Raw genomic sequence first — 16,824 nt, 5'->3', positions numbered from 1 at the left:
ATGTTTGGTCGTGATGGTTTGTTCTTTTTTCGTATTGGGATTTCATCCATGGGTCAGAACTTGACGAGAAAACCCTATCGGCACTTACAGAGCGCGAGACACATAAGTGACGTCTTTGCCTCAATTTCAGGCTTCTGGAAAAAGTGCTGTACTTTCACTCAGAAACAAGTTGCTCTGATGGGGGGCGGAGTGCATACGTTGAGTGCATTTTAAAGAATTAAACTCATATAAAGTTAAAGGTGAACCCTGGCTTTTCAAACTCAAAATGACCTTAGCGCCAAAGCGCATTCTGGTCACAAAGTTTCACCATCGGGTTTTGAACCGGACGGAATAGAAATACGCCGCCTTTTCTCCGCGATTTGGCGACGCAAATTGCTGATTGTGGCATCCACTCTTATTGTGTCGGTTCTATTTTTTGCCGCAGTGAGCCGGGTGGTCCCGCTATATACAGCGCGGGCCAGTCTGATGTTGGATTCGCGCTCTGTGCAGGTGCTCAATTCCGATAACGTTGTTTCAGATCTCAATTTGAACAATCCGGTCATGGATACGGAAACCGCGGTGCTCAGGTCGAACCTGCTGCTTGAGCGGGTGGTGCAGGAGATCGGCCCTGCGGCGCTTGCGCCAATTGATCCTGCGCTGCAACCTCCGGGACTTTTGGATCGTTTAAAAGGGCAGATCAAATCGACGATTGGCACCGTTCTTGGCATTGACGCCACGGAGACGGTTCAGATCGCAGCCGAAGATGCGCAGACCCGCCGATTGGTCGGGGCGATGCGCAGGTCAATGACCGTATGGCGTGAGGGGCAGTCTTATTTGATCGCGGTCTCTGTTGAGACGCCGGATCCTGAATTATCCGCGCTGATCGCACAGACAGTTGTTGATACGTACATCATTCGCCAAGTTGAAATGCGCAACGATGTGATCCGCAGTGCAACCGCGTTTTTGACGGGCCGCATTGAGGAAACGCGCAAGAGTGTTGAAGCGGCGGAAGCGAAAATCGCAGATTTCCGAAGTGAACAGTTGGCGGAGCTTGGGATTTCTTCTGAAACGGTGGAGCGCCAGCTTCTGGAGCTGTCGACACAATTGGGCCTTGCACAGGCTGACCTTGCTCAAATTGATGCGCGCTACAACCGGATCATAAAGGTCATTTCGACAGACGGATTTGAGAGAGCTGCGGATCTGCTGACCACGGTGGACTTGCAAACCTCGTCGTTTGTTTTGTCGTTGCGTCAGCGCCTTTCGGAGGCAAATCGCCGCGAAGCTGAACTGGCGACCCGTTTTTCCGAGGACTATCCAGAGCGGGCAGTGATCCGTGCTGAAATTGATCAGCTGCGTGAAGAACTGGCCCAAGAAGTGCGCAAAACGCTGGCAAGCTTGGAGAATGAGGCCGCGGTGGCGGCGGCGCGTGTTGCCTCTATCAGAGCCAGCGTGGTTGAGGTCGAAGAACGATCAAGCGGCATCTCCCGCGCGAATATCGAGATGCGCCAGCTTGAGCGGGAAGCGGAAGCCTTGCGTGAAAACTATGAGAATATGCTGAATCGCCTGAGCGAAACGCGGTCAACTGAGCTGCTGCAGCGGGCCGATGCCCGCCGCGTGGAAAAGGCTACCGTGCCGGGGGCCCCGTCATCCCCGCGTGTTATGCTGTTTACGATCTTTGGTGCGGCCCTCGGCTTTGCCATTGGTCTGATCGCGACATTCGTTTTGGCTGTCTCTCACATTGGCTTTGCCACGCCCCATGAAATCGAGCGAGCGCTAGGATTGCCAGTGCGGGCTTCGTTGCTGCAGGGCAAGCTACGCTCACGGCGTGCGCTGTTTCGGCTGCTGCATTCAGCGCCGTTCAGCCCCTATCTGGAGCGGCTGCGCCAGTTGCGCGCCATGTTGTTGGTGCTCAATCAGAATCCAGGGTCCGGATATTGTGTGCAGGTGACCTCTTCGGTTGCGAATGAGAGCAAGACTTCCACGGTTATTTCGCTGGCGTGTCTGGAGGCCAGAGCACAAAGGCGCTGTATTGTGTTGGATTTTGATTTTCGCCGGTCCAGCCTGTCGCGTGACTTGCGATTTAATGCGCCGTTTGACCTAGAAGATGTGTTGCAAAACCGCTGTCAGCCGGAAGAAGCCATTCGTCATAGTCGCGAGCTGGGGTTTGATCTTCTGACATTGAAAAAGGCGTCACCGCAGTTGGGCGAGCAAGTCGAAGTGCATCAGGTGAAGGCGCTCATCGATCATCTGAAAAAAACCTATGATCTGGTGCTGATTGACAGTGCGCCTGTTTTGCTTGTTGCGGACAGCATAAAGATTGCAACCTTGGCCGATACAGTTGTGTTGTTGGTGCGCCAGTACAAGACACCGCGTAAGGCAGCCATTCAAGCGGCGCGCATGTTGAATGAGGTGGGTGTGAAATCAGTGCAGGTCGCGATGACCTTTGCCGACCGCGCCTCTGAGCAAGAGCTGTACGGCTCGTATTCGGGATACAATTACAAATAGGGGCGGTAGGGAAACGTTTCAGCGCGTTACATTTCTGTGTGTTTGCTGTGTTGAAAAGAGCGCAAGATCCCTGACGAAAATTGAACATTTGCCGCATTGCAGTACAGATTTTGTGATTGCGGGGAACAACATAAGATCATTTTAGATGAACGCACTTTCTCATAAGCCGCATGTAAGCTGTTTCAACGTCAAGTATAGCCCCAACCTTGGGGATGGGCTTTTGTCGGAGTGTTTGGAGCACGCGCTGATTTCTTGCGGGGCCGCGCCAGATAGCACATCCATCGATCTGGCGGCACGGAAGCAATACGGGGATGGAATGGCCGGGCGCGGCGCGATCATGGCCTTTCTCAGCGCTTTGCCTGGCCCGGTTCGAGCGTCTGTTGTGCGCCTGCCTTTGTTTGTGCAGGGTGCGCGCAAATGGCGGCCGCATTACCGTACGGAGCTGACGGGGTCGGATGCCATGGTAATCGGTGGTGGTAACCTGCTGGCAGATCTGGATCTGAACTTTCCGACCAAGCTGTCGTTGGCATTACAAGAGACCGCTGCACAGGATATCCCTGCAGCCATTTATGCCTGTGGTATGTCTTCTGGCTGGTCAGACACCGGATTGCGCATTGCGCGCGCGGCGTTTTCTCTGCCCAACTTGCGCGCTGTTTTTTTACGCGATGCAGCCTCTGTGGATCTTTGGAACACGACATTTGCGGAGGCTTCCGGTCAAGAGGCACGCTTGGCGCGAGATCCCGGTTTGATGGCGTGTGATGTGTATCCGGCTGCCTCTCGACTGGCGCGGCAGCGGCCCGTTGTCGGGCTGGGGCTGATGAGCCCCTTGGCGATCCGCTATCACTCTGAAGAGACAACCACAGAGACCTTTTTGGCCAATTGGTACATTGCTTTGGCGCGGGCGCTTATTCAGCGTGGATGTGAAGTGCATGTGTTTACCAATGGCAGCCCCGAAGACCGCGCTTTTGCGGAAACTGTGGAGGCGCCATTGCGTGCGCTGGGCGGGGAAGAGGATATTCGATTTGTCACGCAGGCTGACCCTAAAGGGCTGTGCGCCAATATTGCCAATTTCGACGTGATGATTGCGTATCGAATGCACGCGATTATTGCGGCCTATTCCTATGCTATTCCTGCGATTGCATTGGCGTGGGACCAGAAAGTTCTGTCCTTTATGCAGTCAGTTGAGCGGGATGACTGGTTGGTGAACCCCGAACAGCTGTCGCCAGAAGAATGTGCAACCTTGGCCGAATGTGCGCTTCGGGATGGGGTGGACCGCAAGACGCATGAGCGGGTGCTGGGTGAAGCGCGGGCTGATGTGGAAACACTGTTTTCTGTATTGAGGTGAAGAGATGCTGGCGTCAGAGGTGAACGACATGTCGGCTTTTCCGGCGGACTTTCGAGAGCGGACCAAAGACCTGAAAGTGGCGATTGTTCACTATTGGCTTGTGAACATGCGGGGCGGGGAAAAAGTGGTGGAGGCCTTGCTCGATCTGTTCCCACAAGCGGTCATAATCACCCATGTTTATGATCGGGACAAAATTAGCGACAAGATCAATGCGCAAGACATTCGCGAGACGTTTGTTTCCCGCCTGCCGGGCGCGCGCAAACATTATCAGAAGTATCTGCCCTTTATGCCACGTGCCTTGGAGCAAATGGATTTGCAGGAATTTGATCTGGTGATTTCCTCAGAAAGTGGCCCGGCCAAAGGCATTATCCCGCGGCCTGACGCGACCCATTTGTGCTATTGTCACTCTCCGATGCGCTACATTTGGGACCACTATCATGCCTACCGTGCTTCTGCAGGACGTCTGGCACGATTGGCGATGCCAAGTTTGGCACATCGTTTGCGGATTTGGGATGTCACGACGGCGATGCGGGTGGATCGATTTGCAGCAAATTCAGGATTTGTGTCCCAAAGGATCAAGTCCTTTTATCGCCGTGAGGCGGATGTGATTTTCCCGCCCGTTGCCTGTGCGGAGTTTGCACCTGTACCTGCTGAGGAAGTGGGCGATCATTACCTGCTGGCCGGTGAGCTGGTGGCCTATAAACGGCCAGATCTCGCGGTGGATGCGTTTACCCAAAGCGGACGCAAGCTTGTGGTGGTTGGCGACGGAGAGATGCGTGCATCGCTTGAGGCGCGGGCGGGATCGAACGTGACGTTTATGGGGCGTGTGCCGTTTGCTGAATTGAAGCGACAGTTCGCTTCGTGCCGCGCGCTTGTGTTTCCAGGAGAGGAGGACTTCGGCATCGTGCCGGTGGAGGTCATGGCCTCTGGTCGCCCTGTGGTGGCCTATGCCAGCGGAGGAGCGTTGGACACCGTTATTCCGGGTGTCAGTGGCGTATATTTTGACGGGCAGACCGTATCTGATTTGAATGCGGCCATAGAGCAGATCGAAGCGAGCCCACTGTTGGAAGCATCCAGTGATATTCGCGCGCATGCATTGAAATTTGACGAGGCTGTGTTTCAAGCACAGTTTGCGCAATTTGCGCTGTCCTCGCTTGAAGAGAAAGGCACTTGCAGGCGTTTTGCCGAGGCGGGTGCCGACAGAGATCCTGCGTGAGGTGGCGAATTCGCGGGGGCATCATCCAAACAGACAGCAAACAGAACCTGCCGATTTTTGGCGACGTGCGTTGCCTCAGATTTCGCTCAAATTCAGCACAACAAATGATGTGAGGCCGACCCCTGGCATGCCTAAGATCAAAATGCCCAGACAACGAACGCAACGTATGACGGATTTTGATGAGCGATGAAATCTGAAGGAACGGATGATGGCGATCAAATCCTGATTTTGGGAGGCGGCATTGCGGGTTTGGCAGCGGCAAACGCATTGTCATCGGCTGGTCGAAAAGTCTTGGTGATTGAGGCGAGCGACCAGCTGGGCGGAATGCACGCCTCCAGAGATATTGGGCCATATACGTTTGATTTGGGGAGCATCTTCTATGAAGATACGGCGTCACTCCTGAATTTGGCGCCGGGCCTGCGTGACCTTTGTCAGCAGAAAAAGCGCACACAGCGACGCATTTTGCCGGACGGGACGCTTCGCCATTACCCGATCGAACCCAAGGATATTCTGCGGTGGCCCATTGGCAAATTGATGCGTGCTGGATTTTCCATGGCATGGGCGCGCCTTTTCAAACGTCTGGATGGCTCATTACAAGGGATTTGCGCTGCGCGGCTTGGGCCTGTTCTGTTTCGGGAAACTGGCTTGCGTGACTACACGGTGCATTTTAATCGACTGCCACCTGAAGAGATCGCCGAAGCGTTTTATCATGAGCGCATGAAGTTTGTGCATCAGGCTACCGAAGTTCGCCGTGTGTTCAGATCTGCGTGGCGCGCTTTGCTTGGCCGTCCGTTTCGGGCCAAGCCCCGCGCCCCGCTCTATTATCGCCCGCGATCTGGCTATGGGACGCTTTTTGAGCGCATTGAAAACGTGCTTCGGGCGCGCGGTGTGGCGTTTGTGATGGGGGCAGAGGTGACACGGATCGTTCAGGATGGCGACGGTGCGATTGTCGAAACCTCCGCTGGGCCTTTCTCTGGAACCGGGGTCGTGGGGGCGATGTCCATCGATGCGTTGCATGAAGCCTGTTTTGGAGAGCGCAGCGGATTGGAAAGTCTTGATCTGTTGTCTTTGTTTGTTTCTGCGGAGACGCTGTCTGATGAGGCGGGGGATGTCCTGTTCAACTTCCACAGCGGTGGGGGATGGAAACGTGCGACGATCTATTCGCGCCTCTACCCGGACGCGGGTGTTACGCGAGAGTATTTTACCGTTGAGGTGACCGTACCGAGGGACGAGGTGCCCGACGCGCAGGATGCTTTCGACCGGTTCAGAGAGCACCTTTCAGATCTTGGGATTGCGACCGGTCTGCGCCTGGAAGGATCTCATGTGTCCGCTGGCGCCTATCCGCTGCTGTTGCGGGGCAAAGGGGCGCAGGCGCAAACCGTTATCAACCGTTTGCAGGATGCTGGGGTGCATCTTGTTGGACGGCAGGGGCGTTTTGAATACCTGCCAACCTCCAGCAAAGTTATTGCGCGCACCGACGAGGAGCTTGAAAATTCAGGCTTGTGAGGCGGAACTGTGCATTAAGTCTTGCGACATCGCAGGCGGTTCGAGGTAGAGTGTTCGTAGATTTTGAAAAGGATTATAAAATGGCGAGCTTTGTCATGCGTGTTGCGCGCTTTTTGAGTGTTGCTGTGTTGGCAGTTGGTGCACAGCAAGGCCAGGCGGAGTCTTATCGCATGGTTCCCGGTGATCGTGTGCTGATGACGTATTCTGCACAGGGTGTTTCTTCTGAGGTGACTGTAAACATCGACGGTGAGTTGCGGCTGTTGGGCATTGGCGGGGTCAAGGTCGTTGGAGATACGTTGGATGAAGCCGAGGCACGGCTGGGTGAAAAGATTGCGGCGGAAGGTGTCTTTTTAGACCCTAAAGTGTCTTTGCAGGTTTTGTCCTATGCTCCGGTGATTGTGTCGGGGGATGTGACGTCGCCGGGGCAATACCCTTATATTCCCGGGATGACGATCGCATCAGCGTTGGCGCTTGCGGGGGGGAGCGAGTTCTCCGGGGTTAACCGGTACGAGCTTGAGCGGGCCCGGATTGAGACCACCGGCGCGATCAGAGCGATCAATCTGGAAATCGCCGGATCCGTTTTGCGGATTGCACGATTGGAAGCTTTGCTGGCAGGGCAGTCGGAGATTGTTGTTTCGGATGCGCTGAATGCACGTATTCCTGCACCAAATGCCGTGGCAATGGATCAGCTGCGGGACGCGGAGGAAGGTTTGTTTGTGACCACGAGCCAACTGGTGACGGAAGCATTGGACAATTACGATCAAGAGATCGAGCTGTTGGGGCGGCAACTTGCTTTGTTTGAGAACCGGATCGCAGTGCAGCAGGACATTGTTACGACCACAGCACGTGAGCTGAAAAAGGCACAAGATTTGCAGACCCGCGGCCTTCAAACAGCGACCAGATTGGCCTCTGTGGAACAGCGAGATGCGGATGCACGTGCTCGTGTTCTGGAGTTGGAAGCCGCACGGATTGGCGCGGTGCAGGCCCTGGCTGAAGCGCATCGCGCGCGCAATCTGTTTGAGAGCCGCCGCCGGGAGGGCTGGCTGGAGGAGCTGCAGACAGCGCGGCTCAGCCTCAGTGACAGCGAAATTGACTACGCTCGCAGGCTTGAGCATCAGGCAGCACTGTCCGGCAATGTCGTGAGTGCAATCATGGCCAGTGAACTGCTGACGCCTGAATTTCAGATCGTATCATCGCGCGAGGGGCGTGAGGCAGAGACCACAAGCGATCTGAGTGATATTCTGTTGCCGGGGGAGCTTCTTATTGTACGGTTGCAGCACTCTGGAAACTAAGAGGGGTCCTCGGGTGAGCTGATGCCGCAAGCAGGTGATGCGCCTGTTTTGCGCACACCTGATTTTGTGTGAAAGCGACGATTACCAGCAGGTCTATTGGGTTTGGGTCGTGGCCCGCTCTAAGGTGATGCGGTACCGAGTAAGGTCCCCGCGCTGACTTTCGCCTGCGGCAACAACAATCTCCAGTGTGTCGCCAGAGCTCATGCTTATGGGTTTGCGTTGTATTTCGACGGGATTTTCGTGGGAAGCGCGTTCCTCCAGAAGGGGTTTACCATTCTGCGAGAGGCGGACAATGACGCCATCTTCGGATTTTTTGCCCGGTTTGAAATGCGCGGTGAGGGTGACATCCTTAGGATGTTCGGCCGTGTAGACGTGCACAATATCTTTGGAGGTTGAGGGCAGCAAAGTTTCCGCTGTGAGGCGGACGCCCTTGTGATCTGGATGGCCGCGCCAAGGGACCCAGGGCACGTTGGGGCGATCTTGACCAGGCATAGTGAGCAGTGGGATGGTTTTTTTGCCTTCTTTCGCAAAGCGCTCAAATCCGTCACCTTCCGCTTTGTGCGCGTTTTTCTCTGGATAGGAGAACTGATAATAGCTGTCCGCGATCAAGGGCAGTTCTCCAAGCGTGAACGGCGTATCGCTGTCTGAAATGACAATGATCGGCGTCTCGGGATCCAGAGTCTCTGGGGGAGAGGTGACAGGTTTGCCGCTGAGATCAAACACCTGCGCTGCGTCGCCAAGCTTGAAGGCGCGCGCGGCCCCCCAAATGACATATGTGTCGTTGCCAAACTTACATCCGTAGGTGAACTGGTCTTCGGAGATGTCCGTGACCACTTTGCCTTCCATGTGTTTGGCCACCGTGCGGTAGGCCAAACCTGCCGAGGTGAGGCGGCCATTTGGCGTGAAGAGGGGGACGGTGCGTCTGCCCCGCAGGTTGGCAGGAAACCACATGGCTTTGGTGACGCCAGCAAGTGCAAATTGACAATAGTTTTTGACGAGATGGTTGCCCGCCGATTTTACGCTGTCGGTCCCAAATTCGGTCACTTCAAACGGCATGTCTTTCAAACTGGGATGCCAGCGCAGAACGGCCATCTGGCGCGTGAATTGTTCCGCAGGGGTGCTGTAGGGATGGATTGCAACGGCATCCATCCATTTTGCGCCACCTGAGTCCATGATGTTCCAGAGCCAGCTGCCTGGAAGGGAATGGGTTGCACCACCAAGAATGCGAATGTCTTCGCGGCCAGCACGCGCGCCCTGTGAGGTCGCCTTAAGTATTTTCAAATAGGCCTGAGATCTTTCAAGTGGTGCCATTTTTTCCAACGGACCACGCACGAAATTGCGGCCGTTAAATTCATTTCCCACTTCGAGTGTTTCAATTACTGGGAAGCGGCCAATGACCTCTTTGGTGTATGCTTCCAATGCGTTGAGCGCTGTTTTGGACTGGGGTGTGTGACCATTGTCATAAAGAGGGTTCCCCCAATTTATGACGAGCGTCAGTTTATTTTTGTCTTCATCCAGTAAGTCTTTGTATGCGCGGCGCGGGCCTGAGAACTCATAAAAGCCGGGTTTTTTTTCAACGCGTGCCCAATTCATGCCGTCACGCAAATGTTGCACCCCAAGGCTGCGCACAAACCCAAGTGTCTGTGGCTGAATTCCCTGAGAAAAATTTGTGACTGCGCCCAGTGTCGGGGCTTTTTGTTGCGCATGAACTATTGGCGCGGCCAAAAATATTGTCGCGATGACACTAAAGCACTGTTGGGCAATGGGTAACATATAACAATCCGTACATTTTCTACGCACAGTTTGGCAAATCCAACGGGAATTTCCATGAAAAAGACGTGCCTACCAATAGGAAACGCTTTGTTTGTCAAAACTTTGTTAGAAAAGAGGATAATGGCAGTAAGTAATTTTCGGTATATTGACCTTGAAGGCGTATTTGCGCAGAAATCGATTTATTGATGTTTGTGAATTTGGCTTAAGGTTTGGGCAAAGGAATGTTTCGTGCGGGATCTAGATAATCGCATTGCTGTTGTGATTTGTTCGGTCGGCAGGCCAGATGAGCTGGCGGATTTGGTGCCGCATCTTACAAAACAGACGCGTAAGCCCGACCGCGTTGTATTTGTTGTGACCAAGCCAGAAGACGCACGACAAGATCTGACGGCGCCCTTTTCAGACCGGACAGAGGCGGTTGTGCTTTATTCAGAAAAAGGGCTGACCAAGCAGCGCAACATGGGGCTGGATGCAGTCCAGAATGACTGCGATCTGGTTGTGTTCTTTGATGATGATTTTGTTCCATCGCGCTATGCTCTGGAGGGCATAGAAGGTGCTTTCGCCGCCTGGCCGAATGTTAACGGCATGACCGGTCATCTGATTGCTGATGGCATCAATGGTGGCGGGTATGAGGCTGCCCAGGCTGCGGATATGGTCGCGCAATATGATACGACGCCAAGGTCTGAGCCGACAGTGCTGCGGAGCGGGCTGGTGGGGCTGTATGGGTGCAATATGGCCTATCGGTTGTCCGCGGTGGGGGAAACGCGCTTTGACCCCGCACTGCCGCTGTATGGATGGCAGGAAGACATTGATTTTGCGGCACAGATTCCGGGGGAGCGCATCAAAACCGATGCGTTTAGCGGCGTTCATTGCGGCACGAAAAATGGCCGAGAGACCGCGGGAGCACGCCTCGGCTATAGCCAGTTGGTGAACACTTGGTATCTGTGGCGCAAGGGCACAATGAGCGGACGCTTTGCGTTCAAATTGGCGGCGCGCAATATGATCGCGAACCATGTGAAGTTGTTGCGCCCGGAGCCGTGGATTGACCGTAAGGCGCGCGCTATTGGAAATTGGCGCGCTGTTAAAGATATACTGACCGGAATTGCGCATCCAGAACGTATTCTGGAGTTCTAACGAATACCGGTCTTCGAGGTCTGGCGGCGAACTGAGCGCTCAACGCAAATTGTCAGCAATTTATTGCCTCTTTAATTGGAGCTCTGTCGAGAGGTAGGTCTCTGGTATGGATCGCGTATGACAGTTGTGCGATTTCCTTATGGGATAATTCTTGAATTTATTAGTTGATTTCCTTTGTGGATTGATTTGCCGCCACCGGGATTAGCCAGGAGGCGTTGCTTTGTAATCACTGAATTTTTTGAGATTTTTGGTGCGCCGGAGGCGTGGGCTAATTCTTTGCGTCGCATTTTTGTATGCTTTAGCGAATCATCTTTGAAAGAGTCGTTTTGAGCGCTGAAAATCAAAGTGATTTGCAGTTCTTTCGTGCCTGTTTTTTGAGAAATTGGCCCATGAATCGGCAATGTTTGCGTGGTGTAGATCGGCAAAAATTGGCTAAGCCCTCAAAATTGCTTGAATTGTTTCTAAATTATAAACGAATTCTTCATTTTCTTGGCGAATCACCTTTGCCATGGTAAATATTAATGGACAGCTCTTTTCTAAACTTGGGCTGCGTTTTTATAAAAACGACAGGTTTGAGTGGGCTGCTAGGACTAATTCGATTGATGGTCACGCAAAGAAATTTTAATCAAATTTGTTTGGCCGAGAGCAAGAAATTCTATTTGGGAAGGTAATATGGCTACTGTAATCAATGGTGACGCGGGCGACAACGCGCTCGGTGGTGGTGCGGGTCCTCTCGTACTCAATGGCCTTGAAGGTAACGACACGCTTACCGGCAGCGCTCAGGAAGATACGCTGAGAGGCGGCATCGGGAACGACAGCCTCGATGGTGGCGATAGCGTTGACGTACTGAACGGCGGCGGCGGTCTGGACCGCATGGACGGTGGTGCTGGCAACGACCGTTTGCGCGGCGACGGCGGCAATGACCGCATGGATGGCGGCGAAGGCAACGACAAAATGTACGGCGGTAAAGGCAACGACCGCATGGAAGGCGGCGAAGGCAATGACCGTGTCTATGGCCAGGATGGCAGCGATGCTGTGTCCGGTGGCGATGGCGATGACGTTATCTTCGGCGACAGCGCGGGCGACGGTAACGACGACGAAGGCTTTGCGGACTTCTTTGTCTTTGACAACGATGATGGCAACGACCGTGTGTTCGACTTTGAAGAAGGTATTGACCAAGTGTACCTGTCTGACGCGGTCGATACGTCTGGTGTGACCGTGAACTTTGACGGTAACAACACTGTCATGACCTACGGCGCCACTACCGTGACCTTCTTTGACTCTGAAGTGACGTTGGCTGATATCATCACTTCCGCCGATTTCGCGACAGTTGAAGATCTGCCATTTGCGTAAGATTGCTTAAAACGCAGAGTGAAAACCAAAAGAGCCGAGGGATACCTCGGCTCTTTTTTGTTTCAAAGCAGTGGCTTGATGCATTGCCAAAGGCGGTCGCCCGCATTGGCCCAAGTGAGATCCCGCGCGCGAGAATTTCCGTTGCTGCGCAGAGTGTTGGCCAGTTCTGGATCTTGTAGAACCTTAAGCAAGGCTGATCGCCATTCCGCGGTATCTTCTGGGTCGATCAAAAGCGCGGCATCGGCGCACACTTCAGGCATAGCGCCTGCGTTGGCCGCCACAACCGGTGTGCCACAGTGCATGGCTTCAACAGGTGGGAGACCGAACCCTTCTGTCCGGGAGGGGAACGCGAATACGGCGGCATGGGAATAGAGCGTCTTGAGTTCGTTGTCGGATACGAAGCCTGTAAAGACAGTGCCTTCAGGTGCGTGCCATCCCTGTGCCGCATAGGTTTCTGGGCCGGGGCCTCCGGCGACCACCAGTTTTATGTTGCCGGGGAACGCCGGTGTCATGGCGTCAAAGACACGAGCGATGTTTTTGTAGCCTTTGGCCGTGCCCAGAACCATCACGTAGGGCTGTGCGCTGAGTTGGTACTTGTCCAAGATCGCCGGGTCGTGCTCTGCGTCGATGATATGGTCGGTCCCATTGTGAACTACGTCAATTTTGTTGAGATGTCCGACACGATGCCGCGCCAGAGACTGGCGTGAAAACTCAGAGACGGTCAGCACCCGCCGTGCCCTTGCGCCAATCAGAGGGAGCAGCGCACGATATGCAGTCGCCTGGCGACCGGTGTAATCTGATGGGAAAAGATAGGTTTGCGCATCATGGATCATGACAACTGAGTTGCCGTGCAAAACAGGGGCGAGATTGCAAAAGTTGACCAGCAGGCTTTTGCGCGCAAGGCGGGGTAAAGTGAGCATTTCCCAGCCCTGACCTGCACCAAATTTACCGCGGCAAACTTCAGGAACCAAGAGTGGGAAATGTGGATCCGTCTCTACGCCGCGTGGTGTGAGGAGTCTGACGTGGTGCCCCTCTGATCGTGCGCGCTCAATCAAGAGGGATGCATAGTGAGCCGCTGTGCGGTGCACCCCATTCAAAGACGCCCCCAGAAATTTCCCGTTAATAACGATTTCAGTCATAAAATTATTTACCAAGTTTAGAATTGGCTTCCTAAATTACAATTGTTGGGCATTCCGCCCAAAATAACCAGCGCGACAACGGCTTAGCGTTGCATAGGTTTCGCAAAGCCGTATGCTATTGAGTGTTTGCTGGCGCAGCAAATGTATTTTTTTTGAAGGGGCGTTTCTGTAGGGAATGCCTTATTACGTGGATTAAAAATATGGATGTTTCTGTTTCCGCTCTACCGCCTTTGCCAAAGGATGAGGCGCTTCTGAAACTCATGCCGAATCTGTTTGTGATTGGCGCTTCTAAATCGGGATCTAGTGCACTTCATGCCTATCTGAAGGCTCTGCCAGAGGTGCAGATGAGCCGGGAAAAAGAGCCCTGTTTTTTTGTGGATCAGTCGGAGTTGGAAGCTGCTTGGCCAATTATGGCGCGCGAATCCTGTAGTCACGAATGGGAGGCCTACCTAAGGCTTTGGCAGGGGGGCGAAGATGCAACATATCGTGGTGAAGGATCTGTCTATTACAGTCAGTGGCCGCATAGATCCGGTATTGCTGCTCGTATTGCGAAAGCCGCACCTGACGCGCGCATTATTTATACGGTGCGCGAGCCTGTTTCCCGTGCAATTGGCCATTATTGGCAAAGATTCAAAGAGTTTCAGGAAACTCGCTCAATAGATGAGGCAATTCGGGAGGATCCGCTTTACCGGGATACTTCTGACTATGTTCTGCAAATGGAGGAGTATCTGCATCATTTTGATCGATCGCAGATATCGGTTGTTGTTGCGGAAGATTTACGCGCGAAACGCCGCGAGACTTTGGCCGAAGTGATCGAGTGGCTCGGATTGCCGTCTTATGAGTTTGAGGAGTCCGAGATTACAGAGCGGCATAAGTCCCCACCGACATCGCGGCGCGAACGTTTGCCTTTTGTCAGTACGGTTCGCAATTCGGGTGCTTGGCGGACTATGAGGCAGATGCTGCCAACAAGTGCGGTCAATTTTTTGCGGTCTCAAGCCACCGTGACATTTGACAAAAAAGATGTGGATGAAACGGCTGCGCGGGCCTATCTAGCGGCGTATTTTGAGCCAAAGATGGCTGACTTTGAAGAAGCGATTGGCCGCCCATTGCCGGAGTGGCGCAGCGCGATCGCGTCCTACACATAGCAAAGGCGCTGCTGCGTCCGCTTTCAATGAGCCGCGATCTCTGCGGGTGCGATCGCGGACGTGGCTGCCCCATCCAGAGCTTCGTTGTGTAAGCGATAGTCTGCCGCGTAGTAGTTTTGGATGAAATTCTCTACATCGTTGCCGAGGTCTACAGCTGCATAGCTGCTTGATGCAGATGTAAAAAGGCCGCTGTTCATCCATAGAGGGTGAAGAGCTTTCTTGACGCTGCGCGGCATCAACGTGCGGCCGGCAAAGCGCGCCATGGGCTGGATGGTTTTTGCCCATTTCTTTGGCTGTTTGCGTGCGTGATCGTGGCCGATGTCAATAGACAGGCCGGTGGTTGTCTTCACCCATTCACAAAGCATTGCCGTGTCTTTTACCGCAAAAATGCCTGTCACCATTCGTTGACCATCCAGGTGGGTGAAGTGGACCTGTCGAACGAAGTGTATGTAGGTTTCATCATAAAAACGGTCGCGCGCAGACAGCCAGTCGCAAACATTACGGGCCTCTTCAATTACGGCGGGATCATCGGCGCGAATGGCACCCGCGTCATGAAACTCTTTCATGCGTTGCATCAAAGCGGATAAAAATCTGGAGCGCGGCTCTCGGGTGAGTGCGAAAGTGGTGGCGCCTTGAAAGGCGGACCATGTGTTTGGGAGATGCTCTGCAATCAGCCACAATGGCATATGAGACGGCTTGAATTGCCCGAGATGCGTGTGATAAAAATCACTTTCTACAGCCTCTTCTGCGGCTTGTTCGGAGATGTTCAGATCTTCCGCCAAGGCTGTGTAGGACAAGCCGCCACTTGCTTTCAGAGCTTTGACGACGCTCATGCCGCCATTTTTGGGAATATGAACAAAATAAGCATTTGAAGAAGGGATATGGCGCATGTTTGGCCTCTGACTGATTATAGATTTACGTTGGATTTCATCCAGAAAATACACTGAGCGTGAACACACGCAGCTTTGAGGAAATATAGAGAACGACCCCGCCAAGCGCAGCCGCCAGCATCAAGCCGACCGACAAGGCGGTGAGCTCTGCTGTGAAAAGGTCTTGTAGATTGGACCAGAGTGCTGTGAGCGACAGGTAATAAAGCCCCACGATGGCGAGGGCTGTTGTGAAGCTTTGAAAAGCGGGGCGGGTTTCGATGCCTGCGCGATGTAGGACCAGAAGCGCAGACAAGGAATTGAGCATCATGATGGCCGCTTGGCTCCATGCTAGGGCCGCGAGGCCAAATGGCGACGCAATGAGCACCGATGCAATCGTAAGTATGGTCCATACCAAGTTAAAAAGCGCCACCAAGCCGGTGCGATCGCGTGCAGCAAGAGCTGGCTCTAAAATCAAGCTTCCGACGTTGAGGACCGATCGTACCGCGATGGCGGCTGTGACCGTCAACGCTGCAAGGTAAGCGGGATCGAAGAAGAATTCGACCACAGTTGGCGCCATGACGACCACGACCGCAGCGACAATTCCTGTGAGCAGTACGATTGAGCCGGTGAATTTTTTAAGCGGTGTGCTGAGTTCGGCGTCTTTGCGTGCCGCCGCGCCGAATTGGGTTAGGGCAAAGCTGCGCAAGGGCTGTGCGACGATGTCGGTCGCACCAGAGGCAAGCCGGTTTCCGAACCGGTATAGGCCCGCCTCTGCGGTGGTGAACATCAAGCCAAGCATAAGGTCGCCAGAATATCGGGACAGGAAGTTCAAAAATCTTGCCCCATAAAGGCCGCCTGAGAATTTTGTGGCCTGCCGCGCCAGATCCCGGCGAAACACAAAGCTGGGCCGATCTGGAGAAAAGAGCAGGTACAACAGGATCGCCGTCAAGACGCGCAGATAGCGAAACGCGACGAGGGCAAACAGGGACTGCCAGGTCCACAACAAGATTGCGCCGCCGACCAAAGCGACAAGATTTTGCGCAAACATGATTGAAAAGTGGGTGTTGACGGCGCCCCTTCGCAACAGGACTGCGGAAAACCAGGCGCCAGCGCCGGCCACTGGTTGAATGGCGGCAAGGAGTACAAGCACCGGAAAAAGATCGGGCGCATCAAAGATCCAAGCCAATGGCCATGCAAATAATGCCAGCAAAGAAGCCGCCAACGTTGCCAGGCCGGTGATCATCCAGAAGGCGGTGCCCAATACCAGCTTGTCATCTTCTTTGGCATTCACGATCCATTGGTAAAACCCTGAATAGGTCATCGTTTGGATTAAGGTGATGAACACGATGGCCAGTGCGTAAACGCCATATTCAGCAGGCGCCAGAAAGCGCGCGGCCAAAAGAGTGATCACGAAAGTGGCGACTTGCTGGAGTGATCTGGCAATTAGAGCAAAAAGCGCAAGCCCGATGCGTTTCATGCTGTTCGGACTCGCATCCGCGGTTCCGGAGGGGGAGTTTTTAGTCATGATACAAAAATGCTATATAAATAATGCTTTTGGAGCATTTAATTGT

Annotated in this window: 13 protein-coding genes; 8 read left to right on the top strand and 5 right to left on the bottom strand. The window is 53.7% G+C overall.

Going from position 1 to position 16,824, the window contains the following annotated elements:
- The first annotated feature begins 246 nt into the window (after nucleotides 1-246).
- The 5 genes from PJL69_RS15320 to PJL69_RS15300 all read left to right on the top strand — a co-directional run bounded on the left by PJL69_RS15320 (nucleotide 247) and on the right by PJL69_RS15300 (nucleotide 7,843).
- On the top strand, nucleotides 247-2,484 hold the full coding sequence (locus PJL69_RS15320; protein ID WP_333781887.1) for a GumC family protein: 2,238 nt from the start codon (nucleotides 247-249) through the stop codon (nucleotides 2,482-2,484).
- Nucleotides 2,485-2,629: 145 nt separating this feature from the next.
- Nucleotides 2,630-3,829 (top strand): polysaccharide pyruvyl transferase family protein, encoded by a 1,200-nt coding sequence (locus PJL69_RS15315; protein WP_271310436.1) that lies wholly within the window; start codon nucleotides 2,630-2,632, stop codon nucleotides 3,827-3,829.
- A gap of 4 nt (nucleotides 3,830-3,833) precedes the next feature.
- Complete coding sequence (locus tag PJL69_RS15310) at nucleotides 3,834-5,045, top strand: glycosyltransferase (protein WP_271310435.1); 1,212 nt, start codon at nucleotides 3,834-3,836, stop codon at nucleotides 5,043-5,045.
- 186 nt (nucleotides 5,046-5,231) lie between these two features.
- A complete protein-coding gene (locus PJL69_RS15305; RefSeq protein ID WP_271310434.1) occupies nucleotides 5,232-6,551 on the top strand; it encodes an FAD-dependent oxidoreductase in 1,320 nt (439 codons plus the stop codon).
- A gap of 80 nt (nucleotides 6,552-6,631) precedes the next feature.
- Nucleotides 6,632-7,843 (top strand): polysaccharide biosynthesis/export family protein, encoded by a 1,212-nt coding sequence (locus tag PJL69_RS15300; RefSeq protein WP_271310433.1) that lies wholly within the window; start codon nucleotides 6,632-6,634, stop codon nucleotides 7,841-7,843.
- Nucleotides 7,844-7,936: 93 nt separating this feature from the next.
- Here PJL69_RS15300 and PJL69_RS15295 read toward each other — a convergent pair whose 3' ends face one another.
- Nucleotides 7,937-9,436: a hypothetical protein gene (locus PJL69_RS15295; protein WP_271310432.1), complete on the bottom strand. Its 1,500-nt coding sequence runs from the start codon at nucleotides 9,434-9,436 to the stop codon at nucleotides 7,937-7,939.
- A gap of 408 nt (nucleotides 9,437-9,844) precedes the next feature.
- Between PJL69_RS15295 and PJL69_RS15290 the strand changes: the two genes are divergently transcribed.
- Nucleotides 9,845-10,747 (top strand): glycosyltransferase family 2 protein, encoded by a 903-nt coding sequence (locus PJL69_RS15290; protein ID WP_271310431.1) that lies wholly within the window; start codon nucleotides 9,845-9,847, stop codon nucleotides 10,745-10,747.
- A 137-nt stretch (nucleotides 10,748-10,884) separates the two neighbouring features.
- Here the strand turns inward: PJL69_RS15290 and PJL69_RS15285 are convergent, their stop codons facing one another.
- The gene (locus PJL69_RS15285) at nucleotides 10,885-11,172 is read right to left on the bottom strand and encodes a hypothetical protein (protein WP_271310430.1); all 288 of its coding nucleotides are present in this window, start codon (nucleotides 11,170-11,172) and stop codon (nucleotides 10,885-10,887) included.
- Between the two features lie 247 nt (nucleotides 11,173-11,419).
- Between PJL69_RS15285 and PJL69_RS15280 the strand changes: the two genes are divergently transcribed.
- Nucleotides 11,420-12,100 carry a calcium-binding protein gene (locus tag PJL69_RS15280; protein WP_271310429.1) on the top strand — a complete coding sequence of 227 codons (681 nt, stop codon included), beginning with the start codon at nucleotides 11,420-11,422 and terminating at the stop codon, nucleotides 12,098-12,100.
- A gap of 62 nt (nucleotides 12,101-12,162) precedes the next feature.
- Here the strand turns inward: PJL69_RS15280 and PJL69_RS15275 are convergent, their stop codons facing one another.
- Nucleotides 12,163-13,239, bottom strand: coding sequence for a glycosyltransferase family 4 protein (locus tag PJL69_RS15275; RefSeq protein WP_271310428.1), 1,077 nt, complete (start codon nucleotides 13,237-13,239; stop codon nucleotides 12,163-12,165).
- Nucleotides 13,240-13,361: 122 nt separating this feature from the next.
- Between PJL69_RS15275 and PJL69_RS15270 the strand changes: the two genes are divergently transcribed.
- Entirely contained in the window at nucleotides 13,362-14,384 is a 1,023-nt protein-coding gene (locus PJL69_RS15270; protein WP_271310427.1) for a sulfotransferase family protein, read from the top strand.
- Between the two features lie 23 nt (nucleotides 14,385-14,407).
- Here the strand turns inward: PJL69_RS15270 and PJL69_RS15265 are convergent, their stop codons facing one another.
- Entirely contained in the window at nucleotides 14,408-15,328 is a 921-nt protein-coding gene (locus tag PJL69_RS15265) for a hypothetical protein (RefSeq protein ID WP_271310426.1), read from the bottom strand.
- The gene (locus tag PJL69_RS15260) at nucleotides 15,312-16,778 is read right to left on the bottom strand and encodes an oligosaccharide flippase family protein (protein ID WP_271310425.1); all 1,467 of its coding nucleotides are present in this window, start codon (nucleotides 16,776-16,778) and stop codon (nucleotides 15,312-15,314) included. The genes PJL69_RS15265 and PJL69_RS15260 overlap by 17 nt, the downstream gene beginning before the upstream one ends.
- Nucleotides 16,779-16,824 lie beyond the last annotated feature (46 nt).

It is taken from the genome of Shimia sp. MMG029, from assembly GCF_027947445.1.
In the GTDB taxonomy this organism is placed as follows: Bacteria; Pseudomonadota; Alphaproteobacteria; order Rhodobacterales; family Rhodobacteraceae; genus Shimia.
The sequence above is the reverse complement of the archived record's forward strand: the minus strand, read 5'-3'. Positions and strand labels throughout refer to the sequence as shown.